The sequence below is a fragment of the Catellatospora chokoriensis genome (assembly GCF_011297315.1).
Taxonomy (GTDB): Bacteria; Actinomycetota; Actinomycetes; order Mycobacteriales; family Micromonosporaceae; genus Catellatospora; species Catellatospora citrea.
Genome location: NZ_JAAOTI010000007.1, coordinates 18,969 through 34,431, shown reverse-complemented (window position 1 = coordinate 34,431; position 15,463 = coordinate 18,969). Strand labels below are relative to the sequence as shown.

Annotated in this window: 15 protein-coding genes; 9 read left to right on the top strand and 6 right to left on the bottom strand. The window is 72.4% G+C overall.

The window, feature by feature from the left end; genetic code table 11:
• Positions 1 to 7 precede the first annotated feature (7 nt).
• Both HAV39_RS12505 and HAV39_RS12500 read right to left on the bottom strand, forming a co-directional pair.
• Positions 8 to 334: a DUF3040 domain-containing protein gene (locus HAV39_RS12505; RefSeq protein ID WP_191839371.1), complete on the bottom strand. Its 327-nt coding sequence runs from the start codon at positions 332 to 334 to the stop codon at positions 8 to 10.
• A 308-nt stretch (positions 335 to 642) separates the two neighbouring features.
• Positions 643 to 1,203, bottom strand: coding sequence for a superoxide dismutase family protein (locus HAV39_RS12500; RefSeq protein ID WP_191839370.1), 561 nt, complete (start codon positions 1,201 to 1,203; stop codon positions 643 to 645).
• A 135-nt stretch (positions 1,204 to 1,338) separates the two neighbouring features.
• Between HAV39_RS12500 and HAV39_RS12495 the strand changes: the two genes are divergently transcribed.
• The 5 genes from HAV39_RS12495 (at position 1,339) to HAV39_RS12475 (ending at position 6,356) form a co-directional block, all read left to right on the top strand.
• The gene (locus HAV39_RS12495; protein WP_191839369.1) at positions 1,339 to 1,629 is read left to right on the top strand and encodes a dsRBD fold-containing protein; all 291 of its coding nucleotides are present in this window, start codon (positions 1,339 to 1,341) and stop codon (positions 1,627 to 1,629) included.
• Between the two features lie 94 nt (positions 1,630 to 1,723).
• Positions 1,724 to 3,190 carry a phytoene desaturase family protein gene (locus tag HAV39_RS12490; protein ID WP_191839368.1) on the top strand — a complete coding sequence of 489 codons (1,467 nt, stop codon included), beginning with the start codon at positions 1,724 to 1,726 and terminating at the stop codon, positions 3,188 to 3,190.
• A 1-nt stretch (position 3,191) separates the two neighbouring features.
• Positions 3,192 to 4,625 (top strand): lipase maturation factor family protein, encoded by a 1,434-nt coding sequence (locus HAV39_RS12485; protein WP_191839367.1) that lies wholly within the window; start codon positions 3,192 to 3,194, stop codon positions 4,623 to 4,625.
• Between the two features lie 142 nt (positions 4,626 to 4,767).
• Positions 4,768 to 5,100: a YciI family protein gene (locus HAV39_RS12480; RefSeq protein WP_191839366.1), complete on the top strand. Its 333-nt coding sequence runs from the start codon at positions 4,768 to 4,770 to the stop codon at positions 5,098 to 5,100.
• Complete coding sequence (locus HAV39_RS12475; RefSeq protein WP_191839365.1) at positions 5,097 to 6,356, top strand: RNA polymerase sigma factor; 1,260 nt, start codon at positions 5,097 to 5,099, stop codon at positions 6,354 to 6,356. The genes HAV39_RS12480 and HAV39_RS12475 overlap by 4 nt, the downstream gene beginning before the upstream one ends.
• Here the strand turns inward: HAV39_RS12475 and HAV39_RS12470 are convergent.
• Together HAV39_RS12470 and pgi are read right to left on the bottom strand one after the other, a co-directional pair.
• Positions 6,346 to 6,525 (bottom strand): hypothetical protein, encoded by a 180-nt coding sequence (locus HAV39_RS12470; RefSeq protein ID WP_120315031.1) that lies wholly within the window; start codon positions 6,523 to 6,525, stop codon positions 6,346 to 6,348. The two genes, HAV39_RS12475 and HAV39_RS12470, sit on opposite strands and share 11 nt — an antisense overlap.
• Before the next feature lie 114 nt (positions 6,526 to 6,639).
• A complete protein-coding gene (pgi, locus tag HAV39_RS12465; RefSeq protein WP_191839364.1) occupies positions 6,640 to 8,268 on the bottom strand; it encodes a glucose-6-phosphate isomerase in 1,629 nt (542 codons plus the stop codon).
• Positions 8,269 to 8,514: 246 nt separating this feature from the next.
• Here pgi and HAV39_RS12460 point away from each other — a divergent pair, with 246 nt between their 5' ends.
• From HAV39_RS12460 to HAV39_RS12450, 3 genes are all read left to right on the top strand, one after another.
• Positions 8,515 to 9,273, top strand: coding sequence for an MBL fold metallo-hydrolase (locus HAV39_RS12460; RefSeq protein WP_239120987.1), 759 nt, complete (start codon positions 8,515 to 8,517; stop codon positions 9,271 to 9,273).
• Positions 9,261 to 11,312: a phage holin family protein gene (locus HAV39_RS12455; protein ID WP_191839363.1), complete on the top strand. Its 2,052-nt coding sequence runs from the start codon at positions 9,261 to 9,263 to the stop codon at positions 11,310 to 11,312. The genes HAV39_RS12460 and HAV39_RS12455 overlap by 13 nt, the downstream gene beginning before the upstream one ends.
• A 63-nt stretch (positions 11,313 to 11,375) precedes the next feature.
• Complete coding sequence (locus HAV39_RS12450) at positions 11,376 to 11,852, top strand: DUF5709 domain-containing protein (RefSeq protein WP_191839362.1); 477 nt, start codon at positions 11,376 to 11,378, stop codon at positions 11,850 to 11,852.
• A 25-nt stretch (positions 11,853 to 11,877) separates the two neighbouring features.
• On the opposite strand, the gene HAV39_RS12445 is transcribed toward HAV39_RS12450, so the two are convergent.
• Both HAV39_RS12445 and mddA read right to left on the bottom strand, forming a co-directional pair.
• A complete protein-coding gene (locus tag HAV39_RS12445; protein ID WP_244958796.1) occupies positions 11,878 to 13,950 on the bottom strand; it encodes an alpha/beta hydrolase in 2,073 nt (690 codons plus the stop codon).
• 75 nt (positions 13,951 to 14,025) lie between these two features.
• A complete protein-coding gene (mddA, locus tag HAV39_RS12440; protein WP_191839361.1) occupies positions 14,026 to 14,778 on the bottom strand; it encodes a methanethiol S-methyltransferase in 753 nt (250 codons plus the stop codon).
• An 83-nt stretch (positions 14,779 to 14,861) separates the two neighbouring features.
• On the opposite strand from mddA, the gene HAV39_RS12435 reads away from it, so the two are divergent.
• Positions 14,862 to 15,449, top strand: coding sequence for a TetR/AcrR family transcriptional regulator (locus tag HAV39_RS12435; protein ID WP_239120989.1), 588 nt, complete (start codon positions 14,862 to 14,864; stop codon positions 15,447 to 15,449).
• Positions 15,450 to 15,463: the final 14 nt, after the last annotated feature.

Here is a 15,463-nt window from a genome sequence, read left to right as displayed (position 1 = left end):
CCCGCGCTCAGGCAGGGACGTCCCGCGGACCGCGACGACCGTGGCGGGTCACGCCGGGCTGTAGCGCGCACCGCCGAGCGGCGACGCCCGCACCCGTCGCGGCGAACAGGGCGACCAGCCCGCCACCCAGCCATCCCACCAGCAGCAGGGCGATCGCCAGCACGGCTGCGGCCCCGGCGAGCGCGAAGCCGAGCCGAGCCGCGGTGCGCCTGCGGTACTCGACCGGCGGGCAGACGACACCGGTGCTCAAGCCCATGACGAAAGCCGGGTCACCGGCTCGGGTCTGCTCGGCCAGCCCTGCGAGAAGTGCCTGTTCCTCCGGACGCAGTGACACCGCACCCACCTCCTCCTGTGCCCACCCCCTACCCAGCACACGCGCTCGCGTACCACAGCTGAACCGCCGACGTCCGCGGCGGCCGAGCGGCTCCCGAGGCGATGATCCCCGGTTTGGTCCCGGCCCCCGGCGGGGTACGGCACAGGCATCGTCAGCAGGAGGCAGAAATGTCGACCATCACCGACCCTCGCGATCCCGTGCAGCCCATGCCGGCACCGGAACCGCCCCAGCCCGCTCCCCCGCCCACACCTCCGCCGCCGGCGCCGTCACCCATCCCGCCGGTCCCACCGCCGCCCATGTGACGGCGGTCAGGGAAGGTTGACGCAGGCCAGCCGCGCGCCGGCCATACCGGCGTGGCCGGCGGCGGTCTGCGTCGGCTCGGCATGGATGATCAGCGACCGGGGCGGGTTCTGCTGGTTGAACGGCCACTGATGGGTCGCCGAGCTCTGCGCGCTGCCGTCCGGGCCGGTGGTGAAGTCGAGCCACACCTCGTTGGTCGCGTTGGCGTACGCGGGGTCGGCGGACGGTTTCTCCGGTGTGGCCGCCGGGTCGGCCGTGTGCTGGTAGTGCGGTCCGGCGGCGGCACCGTCCGGCCCGCAGGGCCGCTGGTGCAGGTGCGCGCCGTAGGCGCGGTCCGGAACGAGCCCGGTGAGCCGGAGGGTGACCTTCGGCGAGGTGGCGGCATCGGCGATCGCCAGCCGCACGGTCGCGCCCGTCGGCACCGCCGTCGTGTCGTAGGTGACGGCCGCCGCACCGGGCGCATAGGTACTGAATGCCGCCTCCACCTGCGGCGCAGGTGTGGGCTGCGCGGCGAACGCGGCGAGCGCCAGTGCCGCGGGCAACGCCGCGGCGCGCATGACGGGCCTCATACCGTCCCCCAATCCGGTCGGGCTGTGCCTTGGTCCGCCCTCGGCAGTACCCCGCGACCCGGATTCGGGAAACGTGCGAGCACCGGTCAGAGTCACACCGAGGCAGAATGTAAGGGGTGCCACGGGAGGTGGACGATGGCGAACGAGACACGCTGGATCATCGAGCTGGACATCGAGGAGGTCCAGGAGGAGCGGTGCACCCGCGCGGTGGCGAGGCTGCGCCGCGACGGGACGAGCCTGGAGGGCACGGGCACCGCTCACCGCCATCCCCGCGACCTTGACCTGGCACGCGTCGGTGACGATCTTGCCGCCGCGCGGGCTCTGGTCGAACTCGCCAGCCTGCTGCAGACCGACGCCGGGCAGGTCCTGGAGAAGTTCGGCGCGGCACCGCCCCCGCCGCCGACGGGCCCCGAGCTCCCCGCATAGGCGTCATCGCCCACCTGGCGACAGGTGTGGCCGGGCCGCGGCCCGGGTACGCAGCACCTCGAACGTTCGTGCTCCGCACAGGACGGCAGGTGCCATGGCTGGTGGCGGTGTGGACGGCGTCGACGCGGTCGTGGTGGGCGCCGGACCGAACGGGCTCGCCGCGGCGGTGACCCTCGCCAGGGCCGGCCTGCGGGTGAGCGTGTTCGAGGCCGCCGGCACCGTGGGCGGCGGCGCGCGCACCGAGCAGCTGACCCTGCCGGGTTTCCGGCACGACCCGTGCTCGGCGGTGCACCCGCTCGGCGCGGGCTCGCCGGTGCTGCGATCCTGGCCGCTGGACCGCCACGGCCTGCACTGGCTGCAGCCGGACGTGGCGCTGGCACATCCGCTCCCGGACGGCACCGCCGCGACGCTGACCCGTTCCGTGGCGCAGACCGCCGCCTCGCTGAACATCGACGCGGCGCAGTACCGGCGGCTGGTCAGGCCGTTTCTGGGCCGCTGGGACCAGCTGGCGCCGGACGTGCTGCGCCCCCCGCTGGGCGCGCCGGCACACCACCCGCTGCTGCTCGCCCGCTTCGGCATTCCCGCGGCGCTGCCGGCCGCGGTCCTGCTGCGGCTGTTCCACGGCCCGCGCGCGCGAGCCCTGCTGGCCGGCCTGGCGGCGCACACCACCTCGCCGCTGTGCTCGCCCGGCACCGGCGGTGTCGCGCTGATGTTCGCCCTGGCCGCGCACGCCGTCGGCTGGCCGCTGGCGCGTGGCGGGTCCCAGTCCATCTCCGATGCCCTGGCGGGCTACCTGCGGGAACTGGGTGGGCGGGTGTACACCGGACACCCGGTCACGAGCCTGGACGAGCTGCCGCGGGCGCGGGCGTACCTGCTCGACGTCGTGCCGAAGCACCTCGCCGAGCTGGCGGGCAACCGGCTGCCGGAGCGATACCGCGAGCGGCTGCGCCGCACCAAGCCCGGCCCGGCCGTCTTCAAGATCGATTATGCGCTGTCGGGACCGGTGCCGTGGACGTCGCCGGCCTGCCGGCGGGCGGGCACCGTGCACGTCGGCCCGCACGACACCGACATCGGCGCCGCGCTGCAAGCCGTGCACCACGGCGCCGCGCCCGACCCGCCGTTCCTGATCACCGCACAGCCCAGCCTCCACGACCCCACGCGCGCCCCGGCCGGGTCCCACGTGTGCTGGGTGTACGCCCACGTGCCCAACGGCTGGACCGGCGACCTCACCCCGGCGATCGAGGCGCAGCTGGAACGGTTCGCGCCGGGCTTTCGTGACCTCGTGCTCGCCCGAGCCGTCGCCGGACCCGCGGAGATCCAGCGGCGCAACCTCAACTACCTCGGCGGCGACATCGCCGGCGGCAGCTGCGAAGGCCTGCGCCTGCTGTTCCGGCCGAACTTCGCACCGGTCCCCTACGCCACCCCGGACCCGGCCGTGTTCCTGTGCTCGTCGTCCACCCCACCCGGACCGGGCGTGCACGGCATGTGCGGCTTCCACGCGGCCCGGGTGGCGCTGCGGCGGGTCTTCGGCGTGCGGGTGCCGGGCGACGCGGAGTGCTGACATGGACTGGTTCACCGCGCCCGAGTACTGGTGGAGCCGGCTGCTGTTCCAGCGCGGGCTCGCCGCCGTCTACCTGCTCGCCTTCCTGGTGGCCGCCAACCAGTTCCGGGTGCTGCTCGGCGAGCACGGCCTCACCCCCGTGCCGCGGTTCCTCGCCCGCACCCCGTGGCGGCGCGCGCCCAGCATCTTCCACCTGCGCTACTCCGACGGCCTGCTGACCACGGTCGCGTGGACGGGGGTGGCGGTGTCCGCCGCGCTGGTCGTCGGCGTCGGCGACGCGGTGCCGCTGTGGGCCGCGATGGCGATGTGGTCGCTGCTGTGGCTGCTGTACCTGTCGATCGTCAACGTGGGCCAGCTGTGGTACGGATTCGGCTGGGAGAGCCTGCTGCTGGAAGCCGGCTTCCTGGCGATCTTCCTCGGCAACGCCCGGGCCGGCCCACCGGTCGTCATGCTCTGGCTGCTGCGCTGGCTGCTGTTCCGGCTCGAATTCGGCGCCGGGCTCATCAAACTGCGCGGCGACCGCTGCTGGCGCGACCTGACCTGCCTGTACTACCACCACGAGACGCAGCCCATGCCCGGCCCGCTGAGCTGGTGGTTCCACCACCTGCCCCGCCCGCTGCACCGCGCGGAGGTGGCCGCCAACCACGTCACCCAGCTCGTCGTGCCGTTCGGCCTGTTCCTGCCGCAGCCGGTCGCGAGCGCGGCCGCCGCGGTCATCATCGTCACCCAGCTGTGGCTGGTCGCGTCGGGCAACTTCTCCTGGCTGAACTGGATCGCGATCATCCTGGCCGCCTCGGCGCTGGATCTGTCGCCGCTGCTGGGCACCGGCGTGGCCGCGACCGGACCGCCCTGGTACCAGGCGCTCGTGCTCGCCGCCGCGGCGCTGGTGATCGTGCTCAGCTACCGGCCCGCCCGCAACCTGGTCTCGCGACACCAGTTGATGAACTTCAGCTTCGAACCGCTGCACCTGGTCAACACCTACGGCGCGTTCGGCAGCGTCACCAAGGTCCGCCACGAGATCGTCATCGAGGGCACCGACGAGTCGGCCCTCGGCCCGCACACGGTCTGGCGGGAGTACGGCTTCAAGGGCAAACCCGGCGACCCCCGCCGGCTGCCGGGGCAGTTCGCGCCGTACCACCTGCGCCTGGACTGGCTGATGTGGTTCGCGGCCATGTCCCCGCTGTACGCCCACCCCTGGCTGCTCGACGTGGTCGGCCGCCTGCTCGCCGGCGACCGCGCGCTGCTGCGGCTGCTGCGCGGCAACCCGTTCCCGGCCCAGCCGCCGACCTACGTCCGGGCACTGCTCTACCGCTACCGGTTCACCACCCGCGCGGAGCGGCGTGCCACCGGCGCCTGGTGGCACCGCACCCTCGTCGACGAGTACGTGCCGCCCATGGCGCTGAAGCACCGCGTGCGCTCCCCGCACGGACCCTGACCCGCACGTCCCGTGCGTACCGTGGCGTTGCAGACTCCTCGAAGAATCTCGGCGGGGCGTGTCGGACCGGGCCGGCGGCGTTCGTAGCAGAGGTGACAGGCCGCTGTCGGCAGCGGCCGCACCACGACAGGAGATGATCCCGATGGCGCAGTACCTGATGTCCGTGCTGTTCGACTCGAACGACCTCGCCACCGACGAGGAGATGGCCGCGATCGACGTCTTCAACACCCAGCTTCAGGCCGACGGCCACTGGGTGTTCGCCGGAGGCCTCGCCTCGCCCGACACGGCCACCGTCATCGACGGCCGCGGCGGGGAGCCGGTGTTCACCGACGGGCCGTATCTGGAGTCGAAGGAGCACGTCGCCGGCTTCTGGATCATCGAGGCGGCCGACCTCGACGTGGCGCTCCGGCTCGCCGCCCAGGGGTCGCAGAGCTGCAACCGCCGAGTCGAGCTCCGGCCGTTCCTGACCGCATGACCGACGTCGGCGAGGTGATCGCCCGGACCCACCGCGCCGAGTGGGCCCGGGTGGTCGCCACCCTGGCCAGGCGCTTCGGGGACCTCGACATCGCCGAGGAGATGGCCGCCGAGGCGTTCGCGACCGCCGTCGAGCGCTGGCCGGTCGACGGTGTCCCGCCCAACCCCGGCGGGTGGCTGACCACCACCGCCCACCGCAAGGCCGTCGACCGGGTCCGCCGCGAGGCCAGGCGCGAGGAGAAGCACCGGGAGGCGCTGATGCTGTCCGACACCCCCGAACCGCTCGGCGCCATCGACGACGACCGGCTCCGCCTGGTCTTCACCTGCTGCCACCCGGCGCTGGCCATGGAGACGCGGGTCGCGCTGACCCTGCGTATGGTCGGCGGGCTCACCGTGCCCGAGATCGCCCACGCGTTCCTGGTCCAGGAGACCGCGATGGGTCAGCGGATCACCCGCGCGAAGACGAAGATCAAGGCGGCGCGGATCCCGTATCGCGTGCCGTCGCGCGAGGACCTCCCGGCCCGGGTCACCGGGGTGCTCGCCGTCCTCTACCTGATCTTCAACGAGGGTTACCTGGCCTCGGACCCCGGGCAGGAGGCGGTCCGGGCCGACCTGACCGCCGAGGCCATCCGGCTGACCCGGCTGGTCCGTGCCCTGCTGCCGGCCGACGGCGAGGTCGCCGGGCTCCTGGCGCTGATGCTGCTCACCGAGGCCCGCCGGACTGCGCGGGTGTCGGCGAGCGGTGAACTGGTCACCCTCGGCGAGCAGGACCGCGGCGCCTGGGACCGGGAGCTGATCGCCGAGGGCCACGCCCTGGTCCGCGCACGCCTGGCCACCGGCCAGGCACCGGGGCGCTACCAGATCCTCGCCGCGATCAACGCCGTGCACACCGATGCCCGCGACATCCGCGACACCGACTGGTCGCAGGTCGTCGCGCTGTACGACCAGCTGGTCCGGCTCGATCCCTCGCCGATCGTGCGGCTCAACCGGGCGATAGCGGTCGCCGAACTGGACGGGCCGGGGGTAGCCCTGGCGGAGGTGGACCGGCTGCCACTGGAGGGCTACCACGCCTTCCACGCCACCCGCGCCGACCTGCTGCGCCGGCTGGGCCGCAGCACGCAGTCGCGGGCGGCGTACGACCGGGCCATCGCGCTGGCCGGCAACACCGCCGAGACGGCGTACCTCGTCCGCCGCCGCGACCAGCTGACCGGGCCCCTGACCGGGCGCACTCCCGCCGACGAGCAGCTCAGCAGCTGACGTTCGGGTCGGCGCCCACGTAGTTCAGCGGGCCGGCAAGGGCCGTGGCCGCGATCGTCGTGACGCGGTCGCAGTCGGCCGGAGCCCCGGTGAAATAGTCGCGCTTCGCCGCTGCCGCCACACCGGCCACCAGCCACAACACGAGCCCCACCAGGACGATCCGGCGCATTCCACACCCCCACGACCAGGTTAAGCGATCAGTCGTGCCCGGCAGCCTCAGCCGGCGAACTACGGCAACCGCAGGAGACGGGCACCGGACCACGCCGGTGCCCGTCGGCTGCGCCTACGCCTTGAGGCTCCGGTAGCGGCGGATCAAGGTGTTCGTCGAGGAGTCGTGGCCGAGCTCCGGCTCGGTGCTGCTGGTCAGCTCGGGCGCGATCTGGGCCGCGAGCTGCTTGCCGAGTTCCACACCCCACTGGTCGAAGGAGTCGATGCCCCAGATCGTGCCCTGGGTGAAGACAATGTGCTCGTAGAGGGCGACGAGGCAGCCGAGCAGGCGGGGCGTCAGCTGCTCGGCGAGCAGCACGTTGCTCGGGCGGTTGCCCTGCATCACCCGGTGCGGCACCACGTCGGCGGCCGTGCCCTCGGCCCGCACCTCGTCCTCGGTCTTGCCGAACGCCAGCGCCTGGGCCTGCGCGAACACGTTGGACACCAGGAGGTCGTGGTGCTCGCCCAGGGGGTTCAGGCTCTTGCCGAACCCGATGAAGTCGACCGGGATCAGCCGGGTGCCCTGGTGGATCAGCTGGTAGAAGCTGTGCTGGCCGTTCGTGCCCGGCTCGCCCCAGTAGACGGCGCCGGTGTCGTAGTCGACCGGGTCGCCGACCAGGGTCACGTGCTTGCCGTTGGACTCCATCGTCAGCTGCTGCAGGTAGGCCGGGAACCGCTTCAGGTACTGCTCGTAGGGCAGGACGGCGACCGTCTGCGCGCCGAAGAAGTTCGCGTACCACACGCCCAGCAGGCCCATCAGCACCGGCAGGTTCTCCGCCGGCGGCGCGCTGCGGAAGTGCTCGTCCATCTCGTGGAAGCCGGCGAGCAGGTCATGGAACTGCTCCGGGCCGATCGCGACCATCGTCGACAGGCCGATCGCGGAGTCCATCGAGTAGCGGCCGCCGACCCAGTCCCAGAAGCCGAACATGTTCGCGGTGTCGATGCCGAACTCCGCGACCCGCTCGGCGTTGGTCGAGACCGCCACGAAGTGTTTCGCGACCGCGTCGGGCGTGCCCAGCCGGGACACGAGCCAGTCGCGGGCCGAGTGGGCGTTGGTGAGCGTCTCCAGCGTGCCGAAGGTCTTGGACGAGATGACGAACAGGGTCTCGTCGGCGGACAGGTCACGGGTCGCCTCGACGAAGTCGGTCGCGTCGACGTTGGACACGAACCGGAACGTCAAATCGCGGTCGGTGTAGTGGCGCAGCGCCTCGTACGCCATGACCGGCCCCAGATCGGAGCCGCCGATGCCGATGTTGACGATGTTCCTGATCCGCTTGCCGGTGTGGCCCTTCCAGTCGCCGGAGCGGACCCGCCGCGCGAAGGCGGCCATCCGGTCCAGCACCTCGTGGACCTGCGCGACGACATCGACGCCGTCGACGACCAGGGAAGCGCCCTTCGGCAAACGCAGTGCGACGTGCAGGACCGAGCGGTGCTCCGAGACGTTGATCGGCTCACCCCGGAACATCGCGTCGCGGTGCTCGGCCAGCCCGGACTCCTCGGCCAGGCGCACCAGCAGCCGCAGCGTCTCGTCGGTGATCAGGTTCTTCGAGTAGTCGAGGTAGAGCCCGGCTGCCTCGGCGGTCAACCGCTCACCGCGGTCCGGGTCTGCGGCGAAGAGCTCGCGCAGGTCGCGCCCGGCCAGTTCGGCGTGGTGCGACTCCAGCGCCTTCCAGGCGGCACGGTCTCGAAGGGGGACGGTCGGCATCGCTGTTCCTCTGGTCGACTGGATGGCGGGCGCGCCTCGCGCCCATGGGGACACGTTAAGCCCTCTATCAGCAGCATCGCGAAGTTCCCCCGAGTTTCGCATCAGCGTCGATGCGCACCGCCGCGCCGGCGGCAGGCGCCAGGCTCGCGGGACGCGGCGGCGGGGCAATGCCGGATTCCGGCCCGGCACGCCGGGGGCGGTGCGACATTCGAGGGGCAACCCTGTCGCCTGCCGGAAGGGCTCCGCGTGTCGTGCTCACTGGTGTTCCTGGGCCACTCGACGGTGCTGCTCGATCTCGACGGCGTGCGGGTGCTCACCGACCCCGTGCTGCGCCGGCGGCTCACCTTCCTGCGCCGGGTCGTCGCGCCGGTCTCGCCCGGCGATCACTCCGACGTCGACGCCGTCGTGCTGTCCCATCTGCACCACGACCACTGCGACCTGCGCTCGCTCGCACTGCTCGGCCGCGAGGTCCGCGTCATCGCGCCCGACGGAGCCCGAGACTTCCTCCGGCGGCGTGGATTCCCGCGGGTCGTCACGCTGAAGGCCGGTGAGTCCCACTCGATCGGCGCGGTGACCGTCACGGCGACCCCAGCGGTCCACGACGGCCGGCGGGAGCCCTTCGGACCCCGGGCCGCCGCCGTCGGATACCTCATCGGGTCCGGCCGGACCGCCGTCTACTTCGCCGGCGACACCGATCTGTTCCCCGGGATGCGCGACCTGTGCCCCGACCTCGACCTGGCCCTGATCCCGGTGTGGGGCTGGGGACCCAACCTCGGGCCCGGGCACCTGAACCCGCAGCGTGCCGCCGAAGCCGTGGCCAGGCTGCGCCCGCGCCGGGCCGTGCCCGTGCACTGGGGCACGCTGTTCCCGTACGGGCTGAAGCTGCTCTACGCCGACCGGCTCCGGGAACCGGCCCGCGCCTTCGCCGCCGCCGTCGCGGCCCGCGAGCTGCCCACCGAGGTGCGGGTGCTGGCTCCGGGCAGTGGGCTGACATGGCAGCCCTGAGTTCCTGGCGGCCGTGGGCGCGGCTGCGCACCGCGGTCCCGGTGCTGCTGCTCGACTGGGCGGCGCTGAGCATCGCGATCGCCGTCGTGCCGGGGCTGTCCGCGAGCACCGGGTGGGACGTGCTGCTGGCCGCGGTGCTGCTGGCGATCGCGGCGGCGGTGCTGCGGCCGCTGCTGGCCGCGTTCGCCGCCCGGCTCGGCTGGGCCGGTGTCGTGGCGGGCTGGCTGTCGATCCAGGCGGTGCTCGTCTACCTGGCCCTGTCGCTGGCCCCGCACATCCAGGTGAGCGGCTTCTGGCCGGCGTTCTGGGCCTCGTGGATCTACTCGATCCTGGTCAGCGCCGGGATGTGGGTGGTCACCGCGGGCGACGACTCGGCCGTGCTGGCACACCTGCTGCGGACCACCAGGAAGACCCGCAGCCAGGCCCTCACCACGGCGGTCCCGGGTGTCGTGATGATCCAGATCGACGGGTTGTCGGCGCCGCTGGCGCGCTGGGCGATCCAGGCCGGCAACCTGCCGACGCTGACCCGGTGGGTCCGCTCCGGCAGCCACAGTCTCGTCGAATGGCACGCGCAGCTGCCCGCGACGACACCGGCCAGCCAGGCTGGCCTGCTGCACGGGGCCAGCGGGCAGGTGCCCGCGTTCCGCTGGCTGGAGAAGGAGACCGGCCGCCTGGTCGTCACCAACCACCCCAAGGACGCCGAGTACGTCGAGCGGAGCTTCTCCGACGGTCGGGGCCTGCTCGCCGACGGCGGGGTGAGCCTGAGCAACGTGTTCTCCGGCGACGCGCCGGTCAGCCTGCTGACCATGAGCACGGTGGCCCGCAGGGGCGCCCGGCGCGGCCCGACCCGGGAGGTCAGCGCCTATCTGGTCGATCCGTTCGGGCTGACCCGATCGCTGGTGCTGACGGCCGGGGAGATGGTCAAGGAGGTGTTCCAGGCCCGGCGGCAGCGGGCCCGCGACATCGAGCCGCGGGTGCACCGCGCCGCGTCCTACGTGGCGCTGCGCGGCGTGACCAACGTGCTGCTGCGCGACCTCAACCTGAACCTGGCGGCCGAGCACATGATGCGGGGCGCGCCGGCGATCTACTGCGATCTCGTCGACTACGACGAGATCGCCCACCACGCGGGACCGACCCGGGCCGAGTCGCTGGCCTCGCTGGACGGCACCGACTGGGTGCTGGGCACGCTGGAGAAGCTCGCGGCGAGCGCGCCGCGCCCGTACCACCTCGTCGTCCTGTCCGATCACGGGCAGAGTCAGGGCGCGACGTTCCTCCAGCGATACGGGATGACGTTGGAGGCCCTGGTCCGGCGGCTGATGTCGCCGGACGGCACGGAGGTGGCCACCGCGTCCGACAACGAGCAGTGGGGCCGGGTCCGTGCCCTGCTCACCGAGGTCAGCGGCGAGCAGCGGGTCGTCGGCAAGCTGACCGACAGCGTGCTGCGAGCGCAGGAGGAACCGCCCGTGCCCGGCTCGCCCCAAGGCGCGGACCTGGTCGTCGTCGCGTCCGGCAACCTGGGCATGGTGTATCTCGCCCGGGAACGCCGCCGGCTGACGCTGGAGGAGATCGAGGCGCGGCACCCGAATCTACTGACCGGCCTGGTCACCCACCCGGGCGTCGGGTTCGCGATGGTCCGGTCGAGTGCCCGCGGACCGGTCGTGCTCGGCCGCGACGGCGTCCGCTGCCTCGCCGACGGCCGGATCGACGGCACGGATCCCCTGGCCGGGTTCGGTCCGCACGCCGCCGACGACCTCAGCCGGCACGACACCCTGCCCCACGTCGGCGACATCGTGCTGAACAGCCTGCTGGACCCCACGACCGGAGAGGTGGCCGCGTTCGAGGAGCTGGTCGGCTGCCACGGCGGGCTGGGCGGATGGCAGACCCGACCGGTCCTGATCCATCCTGCCGCGTGGACGGCATCGACGTCGTTCATCGGCGCGGACGCGGTGCACCGGCAGCTGGTGCGCTGGCTGGAGGACCTCGGCCTGCGGTCGCCGCGCCCGGGCGTTGCGGATCCGGCCGGTCGGGAGGAGGGTTGATCGGGACTGCTTGAGCGTTATGCTGGCATTTGACCGGCCGCACCGGAGGGAGCCGGAGGAGCGATGAGCCAGGACAGCGAGCAGGGCGACAGGATCGACGACCTCGGCCAGTGGGATGAGATCGAGGACGAAGGGGTGCTCGACGCCTCCGACACCCTCGACGGCGATCCGGTCACCGATCCCCTCGACACGGGCGTGGTGGCGGCCGACCGCTGGTCCGGCGCCAACCGTTTCGGCACGACACCGGCCGAGGCCCTGGCCGGCGAGACCCTGGACCAGCTCTTGGCCGAGGAGGAGCCGGACATCGACCCGTACGCCGAGACGGTCGACGAGGACGAGGACGAGCTGATCCGGCGCGGTTACGAGCGCGAGCCGCGCGCCGGCCGACTCGTGGCCGACGACCAGGGCTTCGGCGAGGACGAGCAGGCCGACTCGGTGGCCTGGGACGTCGGCATCGACGGCGGCGGCGCCAGCGCCGAGGAGGCCGCGATGCACGTGGTGGACGATCCCGACGGTCCGGGCGACGGCCCGCTGGACTGAGACCGGCCCACCGCGACCGGCCCCGTCACAGCAGTTCTGCCAGCAGGTGGGCGGCGCGTGCCGCGCCGTCGCGCTCCACCGGCCGGTAGGCGACGTCGCGCCCGATCTCGGCCGCGATGGCCTTGGCGAGGACCTCCGGCGTCAGCTCCTCGTAGTCGAGGCGGCGTCCGGCGCCATACCGTTCGAGCCGGTGCGCCACGTGGAAGTTCTGCTCGAAGTGGTGGCGCAGCGGGATGTAGATGAAGGGACGGCCGACCGCGGTCAGTTCCATGCACGTGGTCAGGCCGCCCTGCACCACCGCGAGGTCGCTCGCGGCCAGGTGCCGGTGCAGGTCCGGCACGAACGCCCGCACGTCGAGGCCCGGTCGGGAGTCGACCGATGCCGGATCGATGCGCGGGCCGGTGACGACGAGCATCCGCAGCCCCGGCACGAGCCTGGCCGCCTCCCGGTAGGAGTCCACGACCCGGCGCAGCAGGTGCCGGCCGACCCCGGAGCCGCCCACGGTCACCACGCAGACCCGCTCGTCGGGCCGGTAGCCCAGTTCGGCGCGCAGGGCCTGCCGGTCGGCGACCGTGGCGGGATCGAATCCGGTGACGTACCCGGCGAAGTCGTAGTGCTCCCGGGTCCACTCGCGAATCATCGGCAGATCCGGGCCGAACCGCTCGTCCACGACGTCGTCGGGGTTGCCGACGAAGATCGCCCGATCCCTGATCCGCGGATACCGCGCGATGTGCTCGATCATCTCGGCGTTGTAGTCGGCCGTGACCAGCGCCTCGCGCGGACCGGCGTCGGGCATCGGCAGGAACCCCACGAAATCGGTGAACCACGCGTACGCGAACCGCTTGAGTTCCGGGTTCTCGTGCAGGAAATGGTCGACGTCCCAGGCCTCGTCGCCGACCACGAGGTCGTAGTCGGTCTCCCGCACGACGTCGTGGAACACCATGAAGTTGGCCAGCAGCACCTCGTCCATGCGCCGCAGCGCCTCGAAGCAGTGCAGGTCGTGCTCGCCCGCCTCGGCCTCGATGTGCGCGGACTCGTTGGCCAGCCACCGGCTCGCCGGGTGCAGGCGCTCCCCGGCCTGCGCGAGCACCGTCGTCACCGGGTGCTGCGCCAGCCAGTCGATCTGGACCTCGGGATGGCGCTGCCGGAGTTCGGCGGCGATGGCCACGTCGCGGCGGGCGTGGCCGAGCCCGATCGGCGAGCACAGGTAGAGCACCCGCTTGCGCCGGTGCCCGAACCGCGACCAGGTCCGCCGTTGCGACGCGGGCGTCCGGAAGCGCTGGGCGAACTCGTGGAGCAGCAGGTTCACCTTGACCGGGTCCCGGGCGAGCGGAATGTGCCCGGCTCCTTCCAGGGTCACCAGGTCGCCGCCGGTCAGCTCGGCGAGGACCCGGCTGCGGTGGATGGAGCTGATCCGGTCGTCGTCGCCGTGGATGAGCAGCACCGGGCTGGTGATGCGGGCGCACCACGCGGTGAGGGTCCGGTTGTCCGGCCACGGGGCGTGGCTCTTGGCGACCAGCACCTCCGGTGTGGTCTGCCGGCCCCAGCCGACGGCGTCCTCGATCTGCTTGGTGGAGTGCGGCTCGCTGAAGCACTGGCCCATGAAGAACCACAGGAAGTCGTCGAAGTCCTCCCGCCAGTACTCGCGGTTGTACTTCAGCCAGTGCTCGGGCGGATCACTGCCGAGACCCGGCACCTGCGACGGCGCGAGCACGGGCGCCGGGCCGTCGACGCGGTTGAAGGCAGACCGGGCCGAATCCGGGGTGGCGATGGGCACCGTCGGGCCGATCAGGACCGTGCCGTGGACCCGATCCGGATGCTCGGCCGCGAGGCCCAGCGCCCAGTTCGCGGCCATGGACAGCGCCACCGGGACGGCGCGGGCGGTCCCGGTGGCGTCGAGGACCTTCAGCGCGTACGCCACCTGGGCGTCCTGCGCGTAGGCGGCCGGATCCTGCGGGCGGTCGGAGCGGCCGTTGCCGGGGCCGTCGTAGACCACCACGCGGTGGTGCCGGGCCAGGTAGGGGACCTGCGCCTTCCAGAACCGCTTGTCGATGACGGTCCAGGTCGGCATGAGCAGGACGGTCACCTCCCCCCGCACCGTGCACCTCGTAGTGGACGCGCACCCCGCCGTGCTCGACGTACCCCTCGACGTCGGCCTCCCGAGCCCGCATCGTCAGGCCTCCACCCGCTCCGAGACGGGGCGCACCCGGGGCACGAACCGGGGCACCTGCCGGGCGTACTGCTCGTATGGCTCCCCCAGGGCCTGGCGCAGGTCGTGTTCCTCGAACCGCACCGCGATCAGGATGTATCCGGTGGCGGCGGCGGCGAAGAGCAGGTGACCGGCGCTCATGTCGGGCGTGGCCCAGAAGGCGATGATGAAACCGACCATGATCGGGCGGCGGACGACCCGGTAGAGCATCGGCTGCCGGAACCCCGGCTCGGCGTAGCCGCTCTCCCTGGCCCGCGCCAGCACCTGACGCAGCCCGAACAGGTCGAAGTGCCCGATGAGGAACGTGCTGAGCACGAGCACGCCCCAGCCCAGCCCGCAGACCGTCCACAGCAGGACGCGCAGCCACGGCGTCTCGACCGACCAGACCTGCGCGGTCAGCGGCCGCCACTGCCACAGCAGCAGCCCGACGGCGAGGCTGGACAGGAGCACGAACGTGCTGCGTTCGACGGCCGCCGGGATGAAGCGGGTCCACCACCGCTTGAACCAGGGCCGGGCCATGACGCTGTGCTGGACGGCGAACACGCCGAGCAGGCCCGCGTCGACGGCCACCGCGAGCCAGACCGGGCCGGTCGCGCCGTCGTCGACGCCCTTGGGCACCACCGCGTCGGCCAGGAAGCCGATCGTGTACGTGATCGCCGCGAGGAACGCGGCGTAGGCGAGCCCGCCGTAGCCGAGCGCCAGAATCCGCCGGGTCATGGCATCCTCCCTTCTCGTTCGGTCGACCGACCGAATCTGCGGTACGTTAACATTCGGTCGATCGACCGAACAAGGGGTATGCATTGAGCACGACATCGACGAAGATCATGGAATCGGCCCGGTCGTGCCTGCTGTCGGAGGGATACGCCAACCTGTCCACCCGCAAGGTGGCCGACCAGGCAGGCGTCTCGCTCAGCCAGATCCACTACCACTTCGGCGGCAAGCAGGGCATGGTCCTCGCGCTGCTCGACCACGAGAACGCGCGGCTGGTCGACCGGCAGCGACAGATGTACGCCGCGTCCGAGCCGCTGTGGAAACGCTACGAGCAAGCCTGCGACTTCCTCGACGACGACCTCGCCTCCGGCTACGTACGCGTGCTGCAGGAGATGATCGCCGCGGGCTGGTCCGACGCCATGGTCGCGCAGCGGGTGCTCACCATGCTGCAGAGCTGGATGAACCTGCTCGAAGAGGTCGCCCGCGAAGCCGAGACCCGGATCGGCTCGCTCGGCCCGTTCACCGCCGCCGAGCTCGCCGTCCTGGTGGGCACGTCGTTCCTCGGCGGCGAAGCGATGATCCTGCTGGGCGACGACGGCTGGACCGCACGGGTCCGGACGGCGCTGCGCCGCGTCGGCGACCTCATCCGCACCTGGGAGACCGCGCCGGCCACGTGACGCCGGACGGCCCG

What these genes read in the sequence shown, in the direction of transcription:
- HAV39_RS12500 (WP_191839370.1), bottom strand. Translation starts at nt 1,203, where the DNA reads ATGAGGCCCGTCATGCGCGCCGCGGCGTTGCCCGCGGCACTGGCGCTC.
- HAV39_RS12495 (WP_191839369.1), top strand. Translation starts at nt 1,339, where the DNA reads ATGGCGAACGAGACACGCTGGATCATCGAGCTGGACATCGAGGAGGTC.
- HAV39_RS12490 (WP_191839368.1), top strand. Translation starts at nt 1,724, where the DNA reads ATGGCTGGTGGCGGTGTGGACGGCGTCGACGCGGTCGTGGTGGGCGCC.
- HAV39_RS12485 (WP_191839367.1), top strand. Translation starts at nt 3,192, where the DNA reads ATGGACTGGTTCACCGCGCCCGAGTACTGGTGGAGCCGGCTGCTGTTC.
- HAV39_RS12480 (WP_191839366.1), top strand. Translation starts at nt 4,768, where the DNA reads ATGGCGCAGTACCTGATGTCCGTGCTGTTCGACTCGAACGACCTCGCC.
- HAV39_RS12475 (WP_191839365.1), top strand. Translation starts at nt 5,097, where the DNA reads ATGACCGACGTCGGCGAGGTGATCGCCCGGACCCACCGCGCCGAGTGG.
- HAV39_RS12470 (WP_120315031.1), bottom strand. Translation starts at nt 6,525, where the DNA reads ATGCGCCGGATCGTCCTGGTGGGGCTCGTGTTGTGGCTGGTGGCCGGT.
- pgi (WP_191839364.1), bottom strand. Translation starts at nt 8,268, where the DNA reads ATGCCGACCGTCCCCCTTCGAGACCGTGCCGCCTGGAAGGCGCTGGAG.
- HAV39_RS12455 (WP_191839363.1), top strand. Translation starts at nt 9,261, where the DNA reads ATGGCAGCCCTGAGTTCCTGGCGGCCGTGGGCGCGGCTGCGCACCGCG.
- HAV39_RS12450 (WP_191839362.1), top strand. Translation starts at nt 11,376, where the DNA reads ATGAGCCAGGACAGCGAGCAGGGCGACAGGATCGACGACCTCGGCCAG.
- mddA (WP_191839361.1), bottom strand. Translation starts at nt 14,778, where the DNA reads ATGACCCGGCGGATTCTGGCGCTCGGCTACGGCGGGCTCGCCTACGCC.